The organism is Rhodoferax sp. GW822-FHT04A08, from assembly GCF_058801025.1.
The window spans coordinates 229,404-249,656 of sequence record NZ_JBXAMW010000004.1; the positions used below are offsets into that span (position 1 = coordinate 229,404).

Consider the following 20,253-nt stretch of genomic DNA (forward strand, 5'->3'; position numbering starts at 1 on the left):
CTTTATCATCCGGCGCCATGCATGAGCCGGTTGAATGGTCAGAAGACCAGTGCCCCACCAGTCCCCGCTTCGGTGACGTCTACCGCTCGCGCGCCGGCGGCTGGCAGCAGGCGCAGACGGTTTTCGTGGGCGGCTGCCATCTGCCGCAGCGCTGGCAGAACACCGAGCACTTCACCATTCTGGAAACCGGCTTTGGCCTGGGTTTGAATTTTCTGGCGACCTGGGCAACCTGGCTGGCAGATGCGCGCCGTTGTGCGCGGTTGCACTATGTGGCGGTGGAGGCCTATCCGGTCTCGGCCGCAGATGTGGTGCGCAGTGCCCAAGCGTTGAGCGACACACAGGCCATATCGCCTCTTGTCGATCTGGCGCGGGAACTGGCCTTGCATTGGCAGACGCTGCGGCCCGGCATGCAGCAGTTCAGCCTCGCACAAGGTGCCATCCTTCTGACCTTGGCCATAGGCGATGTGCTGCCCATGCTGCAGCAACTCGATTGCCGTGCAGATGCGGTGTACCTGGATGGTTTCAACCCGGCGAAGAATCCAGAGATGTGGTCCGACGAAACCTTGCGTGCCATGGCGGCCCACTGCATTGTCGGCACCACACTGGCCAGCTTTTCAGTGGCCAGCAGTGTACGTAGCGGCTTACGGCAGGCGGGCTTCAGCGTGCGCCGCAAACCAGGCGTTGCACCTAAATGGCACCGCCTGGAAGCCTGCTACAACGGCTTGACCGCGCCCTGAATGGGTGCGCCTACTTGCCGAAATGACCGCCGTCAATCAGGCGGTCAATTTCTGCGGCAGCGAGCAACCAGTCTTCTTCCGGATTTCCGGGCGCAAACCCGCGGCGCTCGGCAATGTAGAAGGCGGCCACCTCAATGTAGTTGGCGCGCTGTTCAGGTGTGATCACGCGAGCTGCTGGCTTGGCCGCTTTCTTCGCGGCTGGTGCCTTCTTGGTCGGGGCCTTGGTTGCCGGTACTGCTTCTGGCACCGGCTTGGTCACTGCCTTTGCCGGCACTGCCTTCTTGGCAGGGGCCGCTTTTTTGGCGGCGGTTGCCGGCTTGGTTGCCGGAGTGACTACGGGTGCTGCCTTGGGGGCATCTGCCGCTTTCTTGCTGGTTGCCATAAGGGTCTCCTGTATTTGCATCGAAAGAACCCCACCGCGGTGGGCCCTGCGGGTGTGCAAGAACTGTACCGCATGCGCCATGACAGGCACGTTACTTGATTGATGTCTAGCTCTTGCCCTTCCAGGGAACCAGTACGCTCTCCAACAGGCGCATAGCCAGGGTGAAACCAAAGGCGCAGATGGCAATGACGCCAATACCCACGAACACTGCGTCCGTCGCCAGGAAGTGTGAGGCCGACATGATCAGATAACCGATGCCCCGATTGGCGGCAATCAGTTCGGCGGCCACCAGCGTGCCCCAGCCCACGCCCAGCGCAATGCGTATGCCGGTCAAGATTTCAGGCAGTGCCGAGGGCAGCACCACTTCGGTAAACAGCTGCCAGGGGCTGGCGCCCAGTGTGAGTGCCGCGTTGACGCGCTCGATGGGCAGCGCACGCACCCCAGCCTGGGCCGAGAGCACGATGGGTGCAAACATGGCCAGCGTCAGCAAGGTGATCTTGGATGCTTCACCAATACCCAGCCAGATGATCATCAAGGGCAGGTACGCCAAGGGCGGTAGCGGCCAGTAGAACTCGATGGGCGTGTCCAGCACGCCCTTGGCCCAGCGGTTCAACCCCATGAGCAGGCCCACCGGAATACCCAGCAGTACGGCAATGGCCGCTGCCGACAGGATGCGTGCCAGACTGGCCGATACATGTTCCCACAAGGTGGCGTTGGCATAGCCATCCGCCCAGATCGATTGGGCCATGGTGATGACTTCAGCCGGTGCGGGTAAAAACAGATGAGAGACCCAGCCCGCTTGCGTCACGCCCCACCATGCAAGTAGCAATACGACGCCACTGATCAGGCTGATCGGGGCGGTGGAGCCTTCCCCAATACCAAAGTTGCGCATCTTCACAACCTTGGGCGAGGGTGTCTTGGTATCCGGCAACATCACGGTGGGACTGGCGTCCACGTTCTGAATCAATGCCAGCTGTGCAGCCATATCGCTCATACGCTTGCCAACTCCTGGTCTTCGGTCTGGTGCACGATGCTGCGGATCTCTTCGCGCAGTTCGGAAAATTCGGGCAAGGTCTTGATGGCGCGCGCATCGCGATCGCGCGCGAAACGCCGCACGAAATCCACGTCGAAACGGGCCACGATCCGACCCGGGCGCGGTGACATCACAATGACCTGGGTGCCCAGAAAAAGGGCCTCTTCAATGGAATGGGTAATGAAGAACACCTGCTTGCCGGTACGTGCCCATACCGACACCAGCAGCTCCTGCATCTGCTCCCGCGTCATGCTGTCGAGTGCACCAAAAGGCTCGTCCATCAACAAGATCTTGGGGTCCGGAGCCAGCGCCCGTGCCAGGCCGACGCGCTGGCGCATGCCACCTGACAACTCGTAGGGCGCAGACTTGGCAAAATCCTGCAAGCCCACCAAGCGCAGCAGTTCGTGTGCCCGTTCTTCACGCTCGCGCCGCGGCACGCCGGCAAACTTCAGGCCCAGAGCCACGTTGTCCAGCACCGACTGCCAGGGCAGCAAGGTGTCTTTCTGAAACACCACCCCGCGGTCGGCGCCAGGCCCACCGACGGGCTGGCCGTCCAAGGTAATCGTGCCTTTGGACAGAGGCAGAAACCCCGCCATGGCATTAAGCAGGGTGGACTTGCCACACCCCGATGTGCCCAAAGCCACCACAAAGCCGCCGTTGGGAATCTCGAGTGAAACGTTGTCGAGTGCCTGTACCGGGCGGCCATTGCGGGCCTCAAAAAAGACGCTGGCGTTGTCGACCTTCAGCATGAAAGCCTGCTTACTTCTTCAGGGACGCAACCACCGTGGGAGTCACGTAGGCCGCGTAGCTGGGCAACACGTCGGAGATCTTCTTCTGCTCTTTCAGGAAGGCAGAAGTCTCTTTCAGGATTCTGGCAACGCCGGACTTCTCACCACCGCCCAGCCAGGCGTCGGAAGCCTGTGCAGTCAAAGGCACCAGGTTCAGGTTGAGCAGGCCCGCAGCCTGATCGGCCGGTGTGCCGCCCAGCAACTTGGCAAGCTGCTTGGCGTTGTCGCTGTCCTTGTTCCAGGCGGCCTTGTTGGTCAAAAAGGACTGGGTGTGCTTTTCGATCACGCTGGCAAACCCTTTGAGGAACTCCGGATGGTCCTTGGCGAAGGCGCCAGTGGCGACCCAGGCGGAGAAGGTGGGCGCGCCCTTTTCGGCCACTTCCTTGGAGGTCACCAATACCTTGCCGTTCTTCTTGAGCTCGGTGAGCGCCGGATCCCAGACAAAGCCACCGTCGATGTCACCGCGATTGAAAGCCGCCACGATTTCAGGCTGGGGAATGGCAAAGACCTGCACGTCCTTCTCGGTCAGGCCCTGGCTCTTGATGAGTGCCAGCAACTGGTAATGGTCTGTGGACACGGGAGCCGCGGCAAGCTTCTTGCCTTTGAGATCGGACAGGGAGTTGATGCCCGATCCGTTGCGAACGACCAGCGCCTCGTCGATGCCCGAAATGGAAGCCAGATAGAAAGCCTTGACGTCCAGTCCACGGGAAGTGGCTGCTGCATAGGGGCTGGAACCTACATAACCCACCTGCACGTCACCGGAGGCAATGGCGGCGAACACGTCGGCTCCGGAATTGAACTTGCGGAAGTCAATCTTGTAACCCGTGGCTTTTTCATAGTCTCCATTGGCAATGCCCAGCGAAGAGGGCAACGCGTCGGTCTGGTAACCGACCACCACAGACTTGTCTGCAGCGCTCACGCCAAAGGTAGCGGCAAGGGCCAGGGTGGCTAGCGTCGCGGCAAGCTTTCTTCTATCGATTTTCATGTGCGAGGTCCTTCTTTAACAATTCACAGGCCCACGGTGTGTGACCCTGGGTGAACTGTATGGAGGGACCTCGCGCTAGACAAAGACCGTTTTCGATCTTGTAAATGTGAATAACGAAGATGGCGGCTCCAGGCCGCCACACATCAGGGGCGGAAATGCTGCGCCAGTGCGAACACCGAGTTCGGTGGCAGGTTGCGCAAAACTGGGCGCGGTGCGGCAGGCATTACGCCCTTGTTGCTGACCTTGCGGCGTTCATCCACCTTGAAGCCTGCGGCGCGCTGGCCATCTGCCAAGCTCTTGAGCGTGATGGTCTTCATATGTTCAAACACGGCGGTATGTAGCGAGTCCCACAGCGCCTGGGTGTTGAGCACGCCCTGGCGTTGCTTGCGCGCGCTTTGGGGATCGCCCACTTCCTCGATGGCACTGATGATGTCTGCCACGGTGATGCTGTCACCGCGAAAGCCCAGGGTGTAGCCGCCGCCGGGGCCGCGTGTGCTTTCCACCAGGCTGTGCTGGCGCAGCTTGGCAAACACCTGCTCCAAATAGGAAAGGGAAATGCCGTGGCGCAAGGCCAAGTCAGATAGAGGTACCGGGTAGCCCTTGTCGCGCAGCGCAAGGTCAATCATGGCGGTAATGGCAAAACGTCCACGGGTACTGAGTCGCATGGTTATCACTCCTATGCAAGTGCAAAGGCACTTGTGTGAGTGGAATATAGGGTCGACAATGCTTCGTGAAAAGTCGAATTTTTCATTACTTTACTTCGCGAAAAACTGATGAACTTCAAACACCTGCGCTACTTCTGGGTCACGGCCAAGGCCGGCGGCATCACCCGGGCGGGGGAACAGCTCCACACAACGCCCCAAACCTTGTCCGGCCAGATCAAGTTGCTGGAGGACTGGCTGGGCCGCAAGCTGTTCAAGAAGAGCGGCCGCAATCTGGAACTGACCGAAGACGGACGAATCGCCCTGGGCTATGCCGACCAGATATTCACGCTGGGCGCTGAACTGGAGAGCGCCTTGCAGACCGCCCGGGACGGCAAGAAGGTTCTGGACTTTTCCGTGGGTGTGGCGGACTCGGTCACCAAGTCCATTGCCTACCGGCTGCTGGAGCCGGCGCTGTCCATTGACGAGCCGGTGCGGCTCATCTGCGTGGAGGGTAAGTTCCCCGACCTGTTGGCGCAGTTGGCGCTCAACCGCCTGGATCTGGTAATTGCCGACGAAGCCATGTCGCGTCGCCTGAACGTGCGTGCCTTCAACCATGCGCTCGGTGGCACCGCCATGAGCTTCTTCTGTACGCCGGAACTCAAGGCGCAGCTCAAGGGCAAGTTTCCCCACTGCATGACCAACCAGCCCATGCTGATACCCGGCACGCAAGCCTCGGTTCGCGGCCAACTCGAGAGTTGGCTGACGCGCCACGGTGTGCAGCCACGGATCGTCGGCGAGTTTGACGACGGTGCCCTGATGACCGCCTTCGGGCGCGAGGGCCGGGGCGTGTTCATGGCGCCCAGTGTGGTCGAGGACGAAATCATCCGGCAGTTTGGCGTGAAGGTCATTGGCCGCACCGACGAGCTGCGGGACGAGTTTTTTGCCGTCTCCGTGGAGCGCCGCATTACCCATCCATGCGTCGTGGCCATCACCGATGCGGCCCGCGTCACGCTGTTCGGCTGATTGCTCCGAGTCTCCCGAGCTTCAAGGCTTTCTGCATATGGAGAACCCTTCTATAGAGGGAATCCGCATATGCAAACAACCAAGTATTCGTTGGTTATTGCGGCTTCGGTCTGCACAATGCGGACTCCAATGGGGTGTTTTCGCACCCGCCGCTCAACCCTTCCTGAACTTGACCCATGCAATTCAAACAAAAACTGACGTTGGCCCTGGCGGCCTTGGCGCTTTCGGTAAGCAATCTGGCATCCGCCCAGACATTGCTGAATGCGTCTTATGACGTGTCGCGCGAGTTCTACAAGGATGTGAACGCCGCCTTCATTGCCAGTTACAAGAAAAGCACCGGCAAGGACATCAAGATTGACCAGTCCCATGGTGGTTCCAGCGCGCAGGCGCGCGCTGTGGCCGACGGCCTGGACGCTGACGTGGTGACCATGAACACCACCACCGACGTGGACTTCCTGGCCAATGCCGGTGTGGTGGCCAAGGACTGGAAGAAACGCTTCCCCAACAACGCATCGCCGAATTCAAGCACCATGCTGTTCCTGACCCGTGAGGGCAATCCCAAGGGCATCAAGGACTGGGACGACCTGATCAAACCAGGCGTTCAAGTCGTGGTCGTCAACCCCAAAACCGGCGGCAACGGCCGCATGGCCTATCTGGCCGCTTGGGGCTATGTGCGCAAGAAGGGTGGCACAGATGCCCAAGCCGCTGAGTTTGTGGCCAAGCTCTACAAGAATGTGCCGGTACTGGCCAAGGGCGGGCGCGATGCCACGACCATCTTCCTGCAACGCAATATCGGCGATGTGCTGATCACCTTTGAATCCGAAGTGGTTTCCGTGGACCGTGAATTTGGCACCGGCAAGGTCGACGCCATCCACCCCAGCATCAGCATCGTGGCGGAAAACCCGGTGGCCGTGGTGGAGCGTACTGTGGCCAAGAAGGGAACGGCCGATCTTGCCAAGGCTTATTTGACCTATCTCTATAGCGATGAAGCGCAGGAGATTGCCGCCAAGCACGCCCTGCGCCCGACCAACGCCGCCATCCTCAAGAAGTACGCCTCTACCTTCAAGCCCATCCAGCTATTCACCGTGGAAGAGCTGTTCGGCTCCCTGGCCGAAGCACAGAAAGTGCACTTCAACGACGGTGGTCAGTTCGACAAGCTGTATACGGTCAAGTAAATGAGTGCCGTCACCGCGAACGCCCTGTCGGTGCAGGGTGCCGACAACGCGTCCGCAAACCGCCGAACGCCCCGGCGCGTGCTGCCGGGCTTCAAGCTCACCCTGGGTTACACGCTGTTTTATCTGAGCGTGATCGTGCTGATTCCGCTGTCCGCACTGATCTTCAAAACCTTTACCCTGACCTGGGACCAGTTCGTGCTGGCCGTGAGCAGCCCCCGGGTCCTGGCTTCGTACCGCCTGACCTTTGGCGCGTCCCTGATTGCGGCGCTGGTGAACGCCGTGTTCGGCCTGCTGGTGGCCTGGGTGCTGGTGCGCTATAGCTTCCCCGGCAAGAAAATCATCGACGCGCTGGTGGACTTGCCCTTCGCACTGCCCACTGCGGTGGCGGGCATTTCGCTCACCGCGCTGCTGGCCAGCAATGGCTGGATCGGTTCCTTGCTGGAGCCCTACGGCATCCAGCTGGCCTTCAACCGCAACGGCGTGGTGATTGCACTCATCTTCATCGGCCTGCCCTTTGTGGTGCGCACCGTGCAACCGGTGCTGGAAGACGCCGAGAAGGAGCTGGAAGAAGCCGCCACCTGCCTGGGTGCCACCCGTCTGCAGACCTTCTGGCACGTGATCCTGCCGACTATTGCACCGGCACTGCTGACCGGCTTTGCCATGGCCTTTGCCCGCGCGATCGGTGAATACGGCTCGGTGATCTTCATTGCCGGCAACATGCCCATGATCTCGGAAATCACCCCCCTCATCATCATCGGCAAGCTCGAGCAATACGACTACGCCGGAGCCACCGCAGTCGCCGTGGTGCTGCTGGTCATCTCCTTCCTCCTGCTTCTGGTCATCAATGCCCTGCAAGCCTGGCAGCGTCGCCGCTCCGGCGGGAGTTCGTCATGAGCAATACACGCACAGTACGACGCGCACAAGCCGGAACGACTGAACCCACCTGGGTCAAATGGACCCTGTTGACCATTGCGCTGGCTTTCATCTTCCTGTTCCTGGTGCTGCCCCTGGCCGCGGTGTTCACCGAGGCTTTGCGCAAGGGTGGCGATGCGGCTCTTGAAGCGCTCAAGGAGCCTGACGCCTGGAGTGCGATCCGGCTGACACTGATCACGGCAGCGATTGCAGTACCGCTGAACCTGGTATTCGGTATTGCCGCAGCCTGGTCGATTGCCAAGTACGAATTCAAAGGCAAGGCCTTTCTGACCACCTTGGTGGACCTGCCGTTCTCGGTATCGCCCGTGGTGGCCGGCCTGATTTATGTGCTGATGTTTGGCGCCCAGGGCTGGATCGGCCCGTGGCTGCAGGCGCACGACATCAAGATCGTGTTTGCCATACCAGGCATTGTGCTGGCCACCATCTTCGTAACCTTCCCGTTCATTGCCCGCGAACTCATTCCGCTGATGCAGGCGCAAGGAACCGACGAGGAGCAAGCGGCCATCGTGCTGGGTGCCACCGGCTGGCAGACCTTCTGGCATGTGACGCTGCCCAACATCAAGTGGGGCCTGGTGTACGGCGTAATCCTGTGCAACGCGCGCGCCATGGGCGAGTTCGGTGCGGTGTCGGTGGTATCCGGCCACATCCGCGGCCAGACCAACACCATCCCGCTACACGTGGAGATTCTGTACAACGAGTACCAGTCGGTGGCAGCCTTTGCGGTGGCATCGCTGCTGGCCCTGTTGGCCTTGGTCACCCTAGTTATCAAGCAGGTTGTGGAGTGGCGATTCGAACGTGATCAAAAAGCCGCGGCGGCACTGCCACCCGAGCGCCCCTTGGTTGTTGCACCGTCTGCCACGTGACCATTTCCCGAAATTTAGAGAAGAAACCATGAGCATCGCCATTCGCAACGTCGACAAACACTTCGGCAACTTCCATGCGCTGCGCAATGTCAGCCTGGACATAGACTCCGGGGAACTGGTGGCACTGCTGGGCCCGTCGGGCTGCGGCAAGACCACCTTGCTGCGCATCATTGCCGGCCTGGAAACAGCGGACCAAGGCAATATTCTGTTCAGCGGTGAAGACACCACCGACGTGCATGTGCGCGACCGCAATGTGGGATTTGTGTTCCAGCACTACGCGCTGTTCCGCCACATGACCGTGTTTGACAACGTGGCCTTCGGGCTGCGCATGAAGTCACGCGCAACCCGCCCTTCGGAAGCTGTCATCAAGGAGAAAGTGCACAAGCTGCTGAACCTGGTGCAACTCGATTGGCTGGCCGACCGCTATCCGGCGCAGCTCTCGGGCGGTCAACGCCAGCGCATCGCGCTGGCCCGCGCCCTGGCGGTGGAGCCCAAGGTGCTGCTGCTGGACGAGCCTTTTGGCGCGCTGGACGCCAAGGTGCGCAAAGAGTTGCGCCGCTGGCTGCGCCGCCTGCACGACGACCTGCACGTGACCAGCATCTTCGTGACGCATGACCAGGAAGAGGCGCTGGAAGTGGCCGACCGCGTGGTGCTGATGAACAGCGGCACCATCGAGCAGATCGGCTCGCCACAGGAAGTGTGGGACCATCCGGCCAGCCCCTTTGTTTATGGTTTCCTGGGGGATGTGAACCTGTTCCATGGCCGCGCACACGAGGGCGAGATGCTGATCGGCGAACAGCTCCACGGCGTGCGCTTGGCCAGCCCCGAGCACAGCGATACACAAGACGCCAAGGCCTTTGCCTATGTGCGCCCCCACGATCTGGATGTGCGCCGCTACCAGGCCGGTGAAGCCGCCAACGTCAGCGCTGAGAACCCCCAGAGTGGTATTCCGGCCAAGCTGGTGCGCGCCATTGTGGTGGGCCCGATCGCGCGGTTGGAACTGCTGCCCTTGGACGCCTCGGCGGCCGGCAGCGGCGACATCATCGAAGCGCAGATCCCTGCCACGCAGTTCGCGCAAGAAGCCTTCAAGGAAGGTGAGACGCTGGTGCTGACGCCGCGCAAGGCGCGCGTGTTTGTAGCCTGAGGTCCTAGAGACCGCAGCCGCGCAGAATCAACGACACCACATGCTCAGTGGCACGGGCGTGGTCCTTGGGGCTCAGGGATTCCTTGCCCAGCACGGCACACACCTGCACGTCGAAATCGGCGTAGGTCTGCGTGGCGGCCCAGATGGTGAAGAAGAGATGGGTGGCATCCACCGGGGCCATGCGCCCGGCATCAATCCAGCCCTGCACCACGGCGGCCTTTTGTTTGACGAGCTGGCGCAGCTCGGTGCGTAGCAGTTCGCTTACCACCGGCGCGCCGTGCAGCAATTCATTGGCAAACACCTTGGAGCCGTCTGGCCGTTGGGCGGAGAGGTCCATCTTGGCGCGGATATAGGCTTCCAGCGCAGCGCGTGGTTCGGCGTCTACGGTGATGCCGTGTGTGGGTACCAGCCAGTCGTTGAGAATGTGCGACAGGACCGCGCGGTACAGCACGTCCTTGCTGCCGAAGTAGTAATGCAGATTGGCTTTGGGTAAGCCACTTGCTTCGGCGATGGCGGCCATGGTGGCGCCGCCAAATCCGGCCCGGGCAAATACCTTCTCCGCAGCCAACAAAATACGGGCCTCGTTCGTCTGGCGAATGAGGCCCTTGGTCTGGGCTTCTGCAGCCTCTGTCTGTGGACGCACGCGAACGGTCTTGGTATTCAATGGCATTCGCGTGCTTCCTGCTTGCGGCTGATTACTTCTGGGCAGCGTCCCAGATGGCGTGCGAGTAAGCGGCCTTGCCCGGATCCTTCTTGATCACGGGGTCGCTGCCACCAGCCAGCAACACCTTGACGGTGCGCTCATAGGCAGAGGGTTCCAGGTAGCCGATCTTCTTGGTACCGGCATTGGTGATCAGCTTGGCCACGTTTTCCATCTGACGGGTTTGCACCTTCAGGTTGGAGCTGCCAGAGGTGTCAGCATCCACCACAGCCTTGGCGGCACCGGCGGGATCTTTCACTGCATCATTCCAGCCCTTGAGTGTGGCCTTGAGGAACTTGCCCATGCGTGCGACGAAGGCCGGGTCTTTCAGGTTGGGTTCCAGCACGTACAGGCCGTCTTCCAGAGTGGCCACGCCTTCCTTCTCATAGAAGAAGGTAACCAAATCCTTTTCCTTCACACCGGCGTCCACGACTTGCCAGTATTCGTTGTAGATCATGGTGGAGATACAGGCGGCCTGGTCCTGCAGCAGCGGATCCACGTTGAAGCCTTGCTTGAGGATTTTGATGTCGGAGTCGGTCTTGAGGCCGAGCTTGCTCATCCAGTTGAGGAAGGGGTACTCATTGCCGCCGTACCAGACACCCAGGGTCTTGCCCTTGAAGTCCTTGGGGCTGGAGACGCCGCTCTTCTTCTTGCAGGTCAGCATCAGGCCGGACTGGTTGAAGATCTGGGCCACGTTGACCAGCGGCACGCCAGCTTCACGCGAAGCCAGGGCGGAGGGCATCCAGTCCACCACGATGTCGGCCTGCTTGCCTGCCAGCACTTGTGTGGGAGCGATATCCGGGCCACCGGGTTTGATGGTGACGTCCAGGCCCTCGGCCTTGTAGTAGCCCTTGGCAGCGGCCATGTAATAACCGGCAAACTGGGCTTGCGGCACCCACTTGAGCTGCACGGTCACCGCTTCATTGGCAAGGGCGCCGGTGCTGGCAGCAACGCCACACACGGCCAATACCGCAGCCAGCAGGCTACTGGTGAATTTGCGAGAACGAATCATGGACTACTCCTTCAGGGTTAAAGAAACTACACAGGAACACAAACCATTTGCCACCACTATTTGCCTTCGCGCACCGATGGGTGCCAGAACGCGGCACGGCGCTCCAGCGCGACCAGCACGGCATAGGCCACCGATCCGGTGACCGAGGCCACCACAATCGCACCCCACACCAAGGGCATATTCATCTTGGCCGACTCGGTGGAAATGCGAAAGCCCAGGCCCATGGTGGGCGAGCCGAAGAACTCCGCCACGATGGCGCCAATCAGCGCCAGCGTGGCATTGACCTTGAGTGCGTTAAAGATATAGGGCAGGGCCGAGGGCAGGCGTAGTGCCAGCAGCGTGCGGGTGTAGCTGGCGGCATAGCTGTACATCAGCTCCCGCTCCAGCTTGCCAGCCGCCTTCAGGCCTGCCAGTGTGGACACCAGCATGGGGAAGAAGGTCATCAACACCACCACCGCCGATTTGCTGGGCCACTCAAAGCCAAACCACATCACCGCGATGGGCGCCACGCCCACCAGCGGAATCGCACTGGTAAGAGACGCTACCGGCAGCAGCCCGCGCTGCAAGAACGGCATACGGTCGATGGCCACCGCCACGGCAAAACCCAGACCACAACCCAGGGCCCAGCCAACGAGGACTGCCTTGAGCACCGTCTGCACAAAATCGCCCCAGAGCTTGGGCGCATGCTCGACCAGCGAGCCCAGGATCAGGCTGGGCGCTGGCAGCAGCACGCGCGAAACATCGAGCGCACGCACCAGCACTTCCCAGAAGAACAGCACCCACAGGCCAAACACGCCAGCCGTGAGTGGCCCCACCCAGCGGCTGCCGTCGAGTGCCGCGGTCTTGTAGATCGTGAAAATGGCAATGACAGCCAACAGCGTGATGAGCGGCCAGAACATGGGCGCGTTGCCGTCCAGCAGAATGTTCATACGCCCCCCCGATTGCGCAGCACGAGTCGCTCGACAGCCGCTACGATGGCTGTGAGGAACAGTCCCAGAAACGCCGACATCACCAGCGCAGACCATATCTGCACTGTCTGACCGTAGTACGAACCCGTGAGCAGCCGTGCGCCAAGACCGGCTTGTGCGCCGGTAGGCAGCTCAGCCACCATGGCACCCACCAGCCCGGCGGCCACACCCACGCGCAGGGCGGGGAAAAGGAACGGCAGCGCTGCGGGCATGCGCAACAGCCACAGTGCCTGCCAGCGGCTGGCAGCGTAGGTATGCATCATCTCGGTCTCGATCTTTTGCGGCGAACGCAGCCCGGCTACCATGGCCACGGTGACGGGGAAGAAACACAGGTACATGGCAATCACTGCCTTGGGCGCCGTCCCGGAAAAACCCAGGCTGCCCAGAATCACCAGCACGATGGGCGCTATCGCCAGCACCGGCACTGTCTGCGACGCCACGATCCAGGGCATGAGCGCGCGGTCCAGCGTGCGGCTGTGCACGATCAGGATGGACAGCACCAGGCCCAGCACAGTGCCCATGGCAAAACCCAGAAGGGTGCTCTGGCCGGTGACGGCGACGTGGTACATCAGGTTGCGCGGGTTGTCCACGGGATAGCCGGTGAGACTCTCATAGAAGTCCATCACCACCTGGTGCGGTGCCGGCATCAGCGGGCGCTCCATGGTCATGGTGGCCTTGAACAGCTCCTGCCAGGTGTAGCCGGCGTCCGCGTCCAGCACGCGTTCGATGGCGCCCGGTGCATTCAGCGCCCAGGCAGCGCCATACCAGATCAGCACCACGGCAAAGAGCACCACCGCAATCGGCAAACCCTTGTGGAGCAGACCGTGCAGACCAGACGGGGTTTGGCCGCCGCCGGCGCTTGAAGACGCCGTCGCTTCAGCCATGGTGGTGGTCCGCCAGGGCCTCGCGCACTTCGTGCGCCACGGCAATGAAATCGGTGGTATCGCGCAATCCCAGATGACGGTCATCCGGCAGGGGTGAGTTGATCACTTTCACGATGCGCCCGGGTCGGGGTGACATCACCACGATCTTGGTGGACAGATACACCGCTTCGGCAATCGAGTGGGTCACGAACACCACGGTGCGGCGTTCGCGCTGCCAAAGCTGCTGCAGCTGTTCATTGAGACGGTCGCGGGTGATTTCGTCGAGCGCCCCAAACGGTTCGTCCATCATCAGTATCTTGGGCTCGAACGACAGCGCGCGCGCAATCGACACACGCTGCTGCATGCCGCCAGAAAGCTGCCAGGGGTACTTCCCCTCAAAGCCCTTGAGGCCCACGCGCTCCAGATGCTCCACCGCAATCTGTTTGGCCTCCGCACGGCCCTTGCCCTGGATCTGCAAGGGCAGGGTCACATTGGCCAACACGGTGCGCCAGGGAAACAGGGCCGGTGCCTGGAACACATAACCATAGGCACGTGCAAGACGTGCATCGTGGGGCGACACACCATTGACCAGCACTTTGCCCGCACTGATGTGCTCCAGATCGGCAATGACGCGCATCAAGGTGGTCTTGCCGCAGCCTGATGGGCCGATCAGGGAGACGAACTCGCCTTCGGCAATGTCCAGATCAATGTCGCTGAGCGCATGGACGGGCGTGTCGGCGGTCTGGTAGATCACGCTGGCGTTCTGCACTTGAACGGCCAGACGGGCAGAGTTTGCAGGGCGATTCGGTTCGGTATTGGTCATTGACTCAGGCAGGCTCTACAAGGGTTCGAACATCATAAGTTAACCAATTGGTCAGGATCGATGAATTCACAGCCATCGGTCCGCTCGCTTTCCCTTATTCGGAATGATCCTGATCAAGGGTATGCGCGAGCCGCGCAGCCCTTCTCAAATCGCAGAATCAAGGCATTGCTCCCATGGTGGAAGCAATAACGCAAGCTCCATGCCAACCTGACCAAACGGTCAGGTTACACAGGGCACCGGATTGCGCTACCTCGATCCCGTTGTCAGTGCATGTGGGGTGGATTCAACGCAACCGTGCACAAGTTTGGCGCGACAGTCGGGCTGCGGCTCAGGGCAGCTGAAGTCCCAGACCCACTGCATGGTGGCGCAGGTGGTCCGCCACGAAGGTACTGATGAAGTAGTAGCCGTGGTCGTATTGCGCGTGGCGGCGCAAGCTGAGTGACTGGCCCGCATGGGCGCAGGCCTGCTCGAACAGATGCGGATGCAGCTGCTCTGCCAGGAACTTGTCACCCAGTCCCTGGTCTATCAGGATAGGGCGCTCCAGCAGGGGTTTGCCGCGCTGCGTCATCAAAGCGCTGGCGTCGTGGGCCTGCCAAGCCTGGGTGTCGGATCCCAGATAACCGGTGAACGCCTTGTGACCCCAGGGGCACTGCGTGGGCGCGCAGATGGGAGCAAACGCCGACAGACTCTGGAACCGCTCGGGGTGGCGCAGCGCCAACGTCAGCGCGCCATGCCCGCCCATGGAGTGGCCCATGATGCCCAGCCGCTTCGCATACACCGGCAGTGTGTCGGTGACCAGCGGCAGCAGCTCGTCCATCAGGTAACTCTCCATGCGGTAGTGCCTGGACCAGGGGGCCTGCGTGGCATCCAGATAGAAGCCGGCACCCACACCAAAGTCCCAGGCATCGGTCTCGCCCGCGACGCCCGCGCCGCGCGGACTGGTGTCCGGCGCTATCAGCGCCAGGCCCAGTTCCGCAGCCACGCGCTGGGCGCCGGCCTTGGTCATGAAGGTCTCTTCGGTGCAGGTTAGCCCGGCCAGATACAGGACTGCGGGCACCTTGCCGTGCGCAGCCTGGGGTGGCAGGTAGACCGAGAAGCGCATGGGCAGGCCAATGGTGGCGGACGCATGCTGGTAGAAGCGCTGCACGCCGCCAAAGCAGGCATGCTCACTGGTCAGGGTGACGCTGGTCATGGGCCGGATCAGAACAGCACCACGCCGCGTATGGACTCACCGCGCTTCATCAAATCGAAGCCCTTGTTGATGTCTTCCAGCGGCATGGTGTGGGTGATCAGGCTGTCGATGTTGATCTTGCCTTCCATGTACCAGTCCACTATTTTTGGCACGTCGGTGCGGCCACGGGCGCCGCCAAAGGCCGAGCCTTCCCATTTGCGCCCGGTCACCAGCTGGAAGGGGCGGGTGCTGATTTCGGCACCGGCTTCGGCCACGCCGATGATGATGCTGCGGCCCCAGCCCTTGTGCGTGCACTCCAGCGCCTGGCGCATGACCTTGGTGTTGCCAATGCACTCAAAGCTGTAGTCAGCGCCGCCATCGGTGAGCTGGACAATCGCGTCCACGATGTTGCCGCCCGCCGCTTCGATGTCCTTGGGGTTGAGGAAGTGCGTCATGCCAAAGCTGCGGGCCATGGCTTCGCGCGCGGGGTTGAGGTCCACGCCGATGATCTTGTCGGCACCCACCATCTTCAGGCCCTGGATCACATTCAGGCCGATGCCGCCCAGACCGAACACCACCGCGTTGGCGCCGGCCTCCACCTTGGCGGTGAAGATCACCGCGCCGATGCCAGTGGTCACGCCGCAGCCGATGTAGCAGACCTTGTCAAAGGGCGCGTCGGACCGGATCTTGGCCAGCGCGATCTCGGGCACCACGGTGTAGTTGCTGAAGGTGCTGGTGCCCATGTAATGGAAGATGGGGTCGCCGTTGAGGCTGAAGCGGCTGGTGGCGTCCGGCATCAGGCCCTTGCCTTGCGTGCCGCGAATGAGCTGGCACAGATTGGTCTTGCGCGACAGGCAGAACTTGCACTGGCGGCATTCGGGCGTGTAGAGCGGAATGACGTGGTCGCCCTTCTTGAGCGAAGTGACACCCGGGCCCACATCCACCACCACGCCGGCACCTTCATGGCCCAGGATGGCGGGGAAGATGCCCTCGGGGTCGGCACCACTCAGGGTGTAGTAATCGGTGTGGCAGATGCCGGTGGCCTTGATCTCCACCAGCACCTCGCCCAGGCGCGGCCCAGCCAGGTCCACGGTTTCGATGGTGAGGGGTTGCCCGGCTTTCCAGGCGACGGCTGCTTTGGTTTGCATGGTGGTTCCTATTACTATCTGTGAAATGTGCAGGTATCGACGTTACCAAATGATGAACCGCCCATCTGCACAAGGCTTCAATTAACCAACAAAATCAAAAGGTGACAACATGGGGATCTATAACGTCATTGGCTACGGACTTATTGCTGTTTACGGACTTGCCTGCTTGGTCTTCGCGCCTTCATCCATGGGGCCTTTACTTGGCTTGCTGATCGGTTCCGTTTATTTCATTGCTTGCTGGTTCATGGGCGGCGTATACCTGTCCTGCGTCATACATATGGGCATTGCCCATCGGGCGCTCGATTACAAAGAGTGGTTCATCAAGACCATTACCATCGTAAACAACACGTTTGGCGTCTACATCAATCCTGTTTCCTGGATCAACCGCCACCGCCTTCACCACCGGTATGCCGACCATCCCGGCGATCCCAACAAACTGGCATCCGACGGCGCTTGGCGCACTCTGTACCTGTGCCTATTTCCCTACAAATGCGACATCAACGTGGCCAACGACGATATTCTCAAAACTTGGCCGTTTCGGCTGGTTTCCAATCCGGTGTTCGCCGTGGTGGCCCAGGTCTTCAACATCTGGTTGCTGGCGCAACTGGTGAACGACCTGCGCTTTGCCCTGGTGATGTGGACCGTATTCCGAGTTTTTGCTCTTTGGATCAACATGGTCCAAAACTATTGGACCCATGACCGCAGGTTCGGCTATAGGCGCCATGATGATGATCGGGACAACGCCATGAACATTGGCGACTGGCTGCCGGTCACCGTGACGTTCAGCGCCTGCCTGCAGAACAACCACCACCATTCCCCAGGCCTTTTGCGTCTGAGTCACGACGATTCAGAGTACGACTTCGGCTTCATGACTGTAAAGGCCATGAAGGCGTTGCGTCTGGTTCGGGCAACCCGCACGGGTATCGAAATTCCCAAGGAAGTGCCACTGACTTCAGTTGGTTTTTGATGGCGAATTAGGATAGGAACGCACCCTTCTTGAGAAGGGGTAGAGGGTCTGCGCCCAGAAGCCGTCCGGTAGCTTCTCTTTGTGGAGTCCGTATGTGTGGGGCCAGTCACTCGCAGGAAGGTAGTGAGTCCCAAATATCCGGTCGATCCAAGGGAAGTGGATGGCAAAGTTCTTGTCGATCGCCTCGCGCTGTGAGCTATGGTGCCAGTGGTGGTAGCGCGGCAGGATGAGATACGGTTCCAGCCACTTAAGCGTCGGACCGAAATTGCAGTGGGTCCAGGTGGCGTGTATCGTCACGAAGAATAGGTACGCCACAATGATGTCATGTGGAAACACAAACATCATGGGAATGAGCATGAATCCACGCACCACAACATCATCCACGAGGTGCGAACGAGAACCTGCGATCCAGTCGAGCGACTTGGAGGAATGGTGGATGGCGTGAAAGCGCCAGAGGGACGGTACCGTGTGAAACAGTCGATGAATGGCGTACTCGCACAGGTCCGCCACCAGCACTGCCATGAATAGCTGCAATAGCCAGGGAAGGCGGCCCACTGTCTCCAAAAGACCAGGATTACCGAGGTACTTTGTAAGCTCGGTCGCCGGCAGCAGAATGAGAAATGATGTGATCTGAATCGGCAAATGGGTAGACAGGAAGTAGCCAATATCCAGCAGCCACTCATCCCTGAAAACACTTTGTTTTGGATAAGCCGGCCACAGGACCTCAATGGGCGAAAAGATCAACGTCATCAGCAGCATGTCGAGCAGGAACCAATCCAGACCGATGGCAGGTCCGTTGTGCAATGTCTGGTTGATAGGCACACTGGCCCCTCCCAACAATGTCGCAAGCAGGGCCAGTGACATCCCCGTCAGTCCTAGCATTTTCTTTCTGCGCAGGATGGCAGAGGCAACACCGAAGATGATGGCCGCAATGATGACCGACTGGATCAACATGCGCATGATGGGCATGGGATAGTAGGCGCGCAGTTCTGGAGAGGTCAGCACCTGGGGGAAATGCAGGCAGATCACTGCGCCAAGCGAGAGCACGCCAAAGAAGGCGGACAGAACGCCACTCCACCAGCCGGAGCCGAAGCCGCTGGGTTCACCGTCGCCAAACACCGCGTTGACTTTTTTCTCAAGCATGTGCGCCCCTTGATTCACACTATTTTGTTGGGATCAAACCCGTTTGGGTTTAGTGACTGTAGTCGAACCCAAATAGTAAGTCCAAGACTTCAAACCCGCTCCAGGACCAGCGCAATGCCCTGGCCCACACCGATGCACATGGTGCACAGCGCGTAGCGCCCACCCGTTGCGTGCAACCGGTTGATCGCCGTGGTGGCCAGGCGCGCGCCCGAAGCGCCCAGCGGATGCCCCAGGGCAATGGCCCCGCCCCAGGCGTTGACGCGTGCGTCGTCGTCCTGCAGACCCAGCATGCGCAGCACCGCCAGACCCTGCGCGGCAAAGGCTTCGTTGAGTTCAATCACATCCAGCTGCGCCAGGCTCAAGCCCGTGAGAGCCAGTACCTTTTCTGTCGCAGGTGCCGGGCCTATGCCCATGATGCGTGGCGCCACACCCGCCGTGGCCATGCCCACCACGCGGGCCTTGGGTGTGAGCCCGTTCTTGGTCGCAGTGGCTTCGTCAGCCAGCAGCAGGGCGCAGGCGCCATCGTTGACGCCACTGGCGTTACCGGCGGTCACCGTGCCGTCCGGACGCACCACACCCTTGAGCTTGGCTAGCGCTTCCAGGCTGGTTTCGCGCGGGTGTTCATCGGTTTCCACGACGAGCGCATCGCCCTTTTTCTGGGGAATGTGCACCGCGCAGATCTCGCGCGCCAGGTGGCCGGCCTTTTGCGCGGCCACGGCTTTCAACTGGCTGGCCAGTGCCATGCGATCCTGCGCTTCGCGGTCTATCTTGTAATCGGTGGCCACGTTCTCTGCCGTCTCGGGCATGCTGTCCACGCCGTACTGGGCCTTCATGAGCTTGTTGACGAAGCGCCAGCCGATGGTGGTGTCATACACCGCGTTAGCGCGGCTGAAAGCGCTCTCGGCTTTGGGCATCACGAAGGGTGCACGGCTCATGCTCTCCACGCCACCAGCAATCATCAGTGTGGCTTCGCCCGCGCGGATGGCGCGTGCCGCCGTGCCGACTGCGTCCAGCCCGGAGCCGCACAGGCGGTTGACTGTGGCACCGGGTACCTGTTGCGGCAGGCCCGCAAGCAGCGCAGCCATGCGCGCCACGTTGCGGTTGTCTTCACCCGCCTGGTTGGCGCACCCCAGGATCACGTCGGTGACTGCATCCCAGTCCACCGAGGAATTGCGTTGCATGAGGGCGCGCAGCGGGATGGCGCCCAGGTCGTCGGTGCGCACGGAGGAGAGGGCGCCGCCATAACGGCCGAAGGGGGTGCGGATGGCGTCGCAGATGAAGGCTTGTTGCATGGCAGGTATCAGTTGGAAAGTGGTTTGGTCAGATCAAACAGGCTGGTGGCTTCCAGGTCCAGCACCTCGGTGCCCTGGGCGTTGAATAGCTGCCAGCGCCAGCGCAGGATGCCCAGACCCGGCTGGCTGCGCGCCACGCGCGTCTCCAGCACCGTGGAGCGGACCGTCAGGTCGTCGCCCGGGCGCACCGGGTGAGGCCACTTGACGTAGGCCAGCCCCGGCGAAGCAAACGACTCGGAGCCCTTGAGCGCCTTGTCCGCCAGCAGGCGCATGGCGATGCCGCAGGTGTGCCAACCGCTGGCAATCAGGCCGCCGAAGCGACCTTGTGCTGCAGCCTCGGGATCGGTGTGGAACCACTGCGGGTCGTAGGCGTTGGCGAACTGCAGGACCTCGGCCGGGGTCACATGGTAGGGGCCGGCTTCAATCACCAGCCCTGCAGAAAATTCAGCGAACCGCATC

General features: G+C 61.0%; 22 protein-coding genes. 7 read left to right on the top strand and 15 right to left on the bottom strand.

The genetic code is table 11. From position 1 onward, the window contains the following. Positions 1-17: 17 nt before the first annotated feature. Positions 18-737: a tRNA (5-methylaminomethyl-2-thiouridine)(34)-methyltransferase MnmC2 gene (gene mnmC2, locus AC1RMF_RS10695; protein WP_493141440.1), complete on the top strand. Its 720-nt coding sequence runs from the start codon at positions 18-20 to the stop codon at positions 735-737. A gap of 10 nt (positions 738-747) precedes the next feature. Here the strand turns inward: mnmC2 and AC1RMF_RS10700 are convergent, their stop codons facing one another. The 5 genes from AC1RMF_RS10700 to AC1RMF_RS10720 all read right to left on the bottom strand — a co-directional run bounded on the left by AC1RMF_RS10700 (position 748) and on the right by AC1RMF_RS10720 (position 4,590). After that, the gene (locus AC1RMF_RS10700) at positions 748-1,119 is read right to left on the bottom strand and encodes a DUF2934 domain-containing protein (RefSeq protein ID WP_493141441.1); all 372 of its coding nucleotides are present in this window, start codon (positions 1,117-1,119) and stop codon (positions 748-750) included. A 106-nt stretch (positions 1,120-1,225) separates the two neighbouring features. Beyond that, positions 1,226-2,113, bottom strand: a complete 888-nt coding sequence (locus AC1RMF_RS10705) for an ABC transporter permease subunit (protein ID WP_493141442.1) — start codon at positions 2,111-2,113, stop codon at positions 1,226-1,228. After that, positions 2,110-2,901 carry a taurine ABC transporter ATP-binding protein gene (locus tag AC1RMF_RS10710; protein WP_493141443.1) on the bottom strand — a complete coding sequence of 264 codons (792 nt, stop codon included), beginning with the start codon at positions 2,899-2,901 and terminating at the stop codon, positions 2,110-2,112. The genes AC1RMF_RS10705 and AC1RMF_RS10710 overlap by 4 nt, the downstream gene beginning before the upstream one ends. 10 nt (positions 2,902-2,911) lie before the next feature. Then, the gene (tauA, locus tag AC1RMF_RS10715; protein WP_493141444.1) at positions 2,912-3,925 is read right to left on the bottom strand and encodes a taurine ABC transporter substrate-binding protein; all 1,014 of its coding nucleotides are present in this window, start codon (positions 3,923-3,925) and stop codon (positions 2,912-2,914) included. A 143-nt stretch (positions 3,926-4,068) separates the two neighbouring features. After that, complete coding sequence (locus AC1RMF_RS10720) at positions 4,069-4,590, bottom strand: Rrf2 family transcriptional regulator (protein WP_342619890.1); 522 nt, start codon at positions 4,588-4,590, stop codon at positions 4,069-4,071. 108 nt (positions 4,591-4,698) lie between these two features. Between AC1RMF_RS10720 and nhaR the strand changes: the two genes are divergently transcribed. The 5 genes from nhaR (at position 4,699) to AC1RMF_RS10745 (ending at position 9,707) form a co-directional block, all read left to right on the top strand. Further along, a complete protein-coding gene (gene nhaR / locus AC1RMF_RS10725; RefSeq protein ID WP_342619891.1) occupies positions 4,699-5,592 on the top strand; it encodes a transcriptional activator NhaR in 894 nt (297 codons plus the stop codon). A 176-nt stretch (positions 5,593-5,768) separates the two neighbouring features. Then, a complete protein-coding gene (locus AC1RMF_RS10730) occupies positions 5,769-6,767 on the top strand; it encodes a sulfate ABC transporter substrate-binding protein (RefSeq protein WP_342619892.1) in 999 nt (332 codons plus the stop codon). Continuing rightward, the gene (gene cysT / locus AC1RMF_RS10735; protein ID WP_342619893.1) at positions 6,768-7,661 is read left to right on the top strand and encodes a sulfate ABC transporter permease subunit CysT; all 894 of its coding nucleotides are present in this window, start codon (positions 6,768-6,770) and stop codon (positions 7,659-7,661) included. Continuing rightward, positions 7,658-8,563 carry a sulfate ABC transporter permease subunit CysW gene (gene cysW / locus AC1RMF_RS10740; RefSeq protein ID WP_493141445.1) on the top strand — a complete coding sequence of 302 codons (906 nt, stop codon included), beginning with the start codon at positions 7,658-7,660 and terminating at the stop codon, positions 8,561-8,563. Before cysT ends, cysW begins: the two co-directional genes overlap by 4 nt. Before the next feature lie 28 nt (positions 8,564-8,591). Continuing rightward, complete coding sequence (locus AC1RMF_RS10745; protein WP_493141446.1) at positions 8,592-9,707, top strand: sulfate/molybdate ABC transporter ATP-binding protein; 1,116 nt, start codon at positions 8,592-8,594, stop codon at positions 9,705-9,707. 4 nt (positions 9,708-9,711) lie between these two features. Here AC1RMF_RS10745 and AC1RMF_RS10750 read toward each other — a convergent pair whose 3' ends face one another. The 7 genes from AC1RMF_RS10750 to AC1RMF_RS10780 form a co-directional block, all read right to left on the bottom strand. Beyond that, on the bottom strand, positions 9,712-10,377 hold the full coding sequence (locus tag AC1RMF_RS10750) for a TetR/AcrR family transcriptional regulator (protein WP_493141447.1): 666 nt from the start codon (positions 10,375-10,377) through the stop codon (positions 9,712-9,714). Between the two features lie 25 nt (positions 10,378-10,402). Then, positions 10,403-11,419 (bottom strand): ABC transporter substrate-binding protein, encoded by a 1,017-nt coding sequence (locus AC1RMF_RS10755; protein ID WP_493141448.1) that lies wholly within the window; start codon positions 11,417-11,419, stop codon positions 10,403-10,405. Between the two features lie 56 nt (positions 11,420-11,475). Then, on the bottom strand, positions 11,476-12,348 hold the full coding sequence (locus AC1RMF_RS10760) for an ABC transporter permease (RefSeq protein WP_342619898.1): 873 nt from the start codon (positions 12,346-12,348) through the stop codon (positions 11,476-11,478). After that, positions 12,345-13,271 (bottom strand): ABC transporter permease, encoded by a 927-nt coding sequence (locus AC1RMF_RS10765; protein WP_493141449.1) that lies wholly within the window; start codon positions 13,269-13,271, stop codon positions 12,345-12,347. The genes AC1RMF_RS10760 and AC1RMF_RS10765 overlap by 4 nt, the downstream gene beginning before the upstream one ends. Beyond that, positions 13,264-14,073 carry an ABC transporter ATP-binding protein gene (locus tag AC1RMF_RS10770; RefSeq protein ID WP_493141450.1) on the bottom strand — a complete coding sequence of 270 codons (810 nt, stop codon included), beginning with the start codon at positions 14,071-14,073 and terminating at the stop codon, positions 13,264-13,266. The genes AC1RMF_RS10765 and AC1RMF_RS10770 overlap by 8 nt, the downstream gene beginning before the upstream one ends. Before the next feature lie 328 nt (positions 14,074-14,401). After that, positions 14,402-15,265, bottom strand: coding sequence for an S-formylglutathione hydrolase (fghA, locus tag AC1RMF_RS10775; protein ID WP_493141451.1), 864 nt, complete (start codon positions 15,263-15,265; stop codon positions 14,402-14,404). Between the two features lie 8 nt (positions 15,266-15,273). Beyond that, positions 15,274-16,392, bottom strand: coding sequence for an S-(hydroxymethyl)glutathione dehydrogenase/class III alcohol dehydrogenase (locus tag AC1RMF_RS10780; RefSeq protein ID WP_493141452.1), 1,119 nt, complete (start codon positions 16,390-16,392; stop codon positions 15,274-15,276). Between the two features lie 109 nt (positions 16,393-16,501). Between AC1RMF_RS10780 and AC1RMF_RS10785 the strand changes: the two genes are divergently transcribed. Next, on the top strand, positions 16,502-17,359 hold the full coding sequence (locus AC1RMF_RS10785) for a fatty acid desaturase (protein WP_493141453.1): 858 nt from the start codon (positions 16,502-16,504) through the stop codon (positions 17,357-17,359). On the opposite strand, the gene AC1RMF_RS10790 is transcribed toward AC1RMF_RS10785, so the two are convergent. The 3 genes from AC1RMF_RS10790 to AC1RMF_RS10800 form a co-directional block, all read right to left on the bottom strand. Next, entirely contained in the window at positions 17,345-18,502 is a 1,158-nt protein-coding gene (locus AC1RMF_RS10790; protein WP_493141454.1) for a sterol desaturase family protein, read from the bottom strand. The two genes, AC1RMF_RS10785 and AC1RMF_RS10790, sit on opposite strands and share 15 nt — an antisense overlap. Positions 18,503-18,591: 89 nt before the next feature. Next, complete coding sequence (gene pcaF, locus AC1RMF_RS10795; RefSeq protein WP_493141455.1) at positions 18,592-19,794, bottom strand: 3-oxoadipyl-CoA thiolase; 1,203 nt, start codon at positions 19,792-19,794, stop codon at positions 18,592-18,594. A gap of 8 nt (positions 19,795-19,802) precedes the next feature. Further along, a complete protein-coding gene (locus AC1RMF_RS10800) occupies positions 19,803-20,252 on the bottom strand; it encodes a MaoC family dehydratase (RefSeq protein WP_493141456.1) in 450 nt (149 codons plus the stop codon). Between the last annotated feature and the right edge of the window lies 1 nt (position 20,253).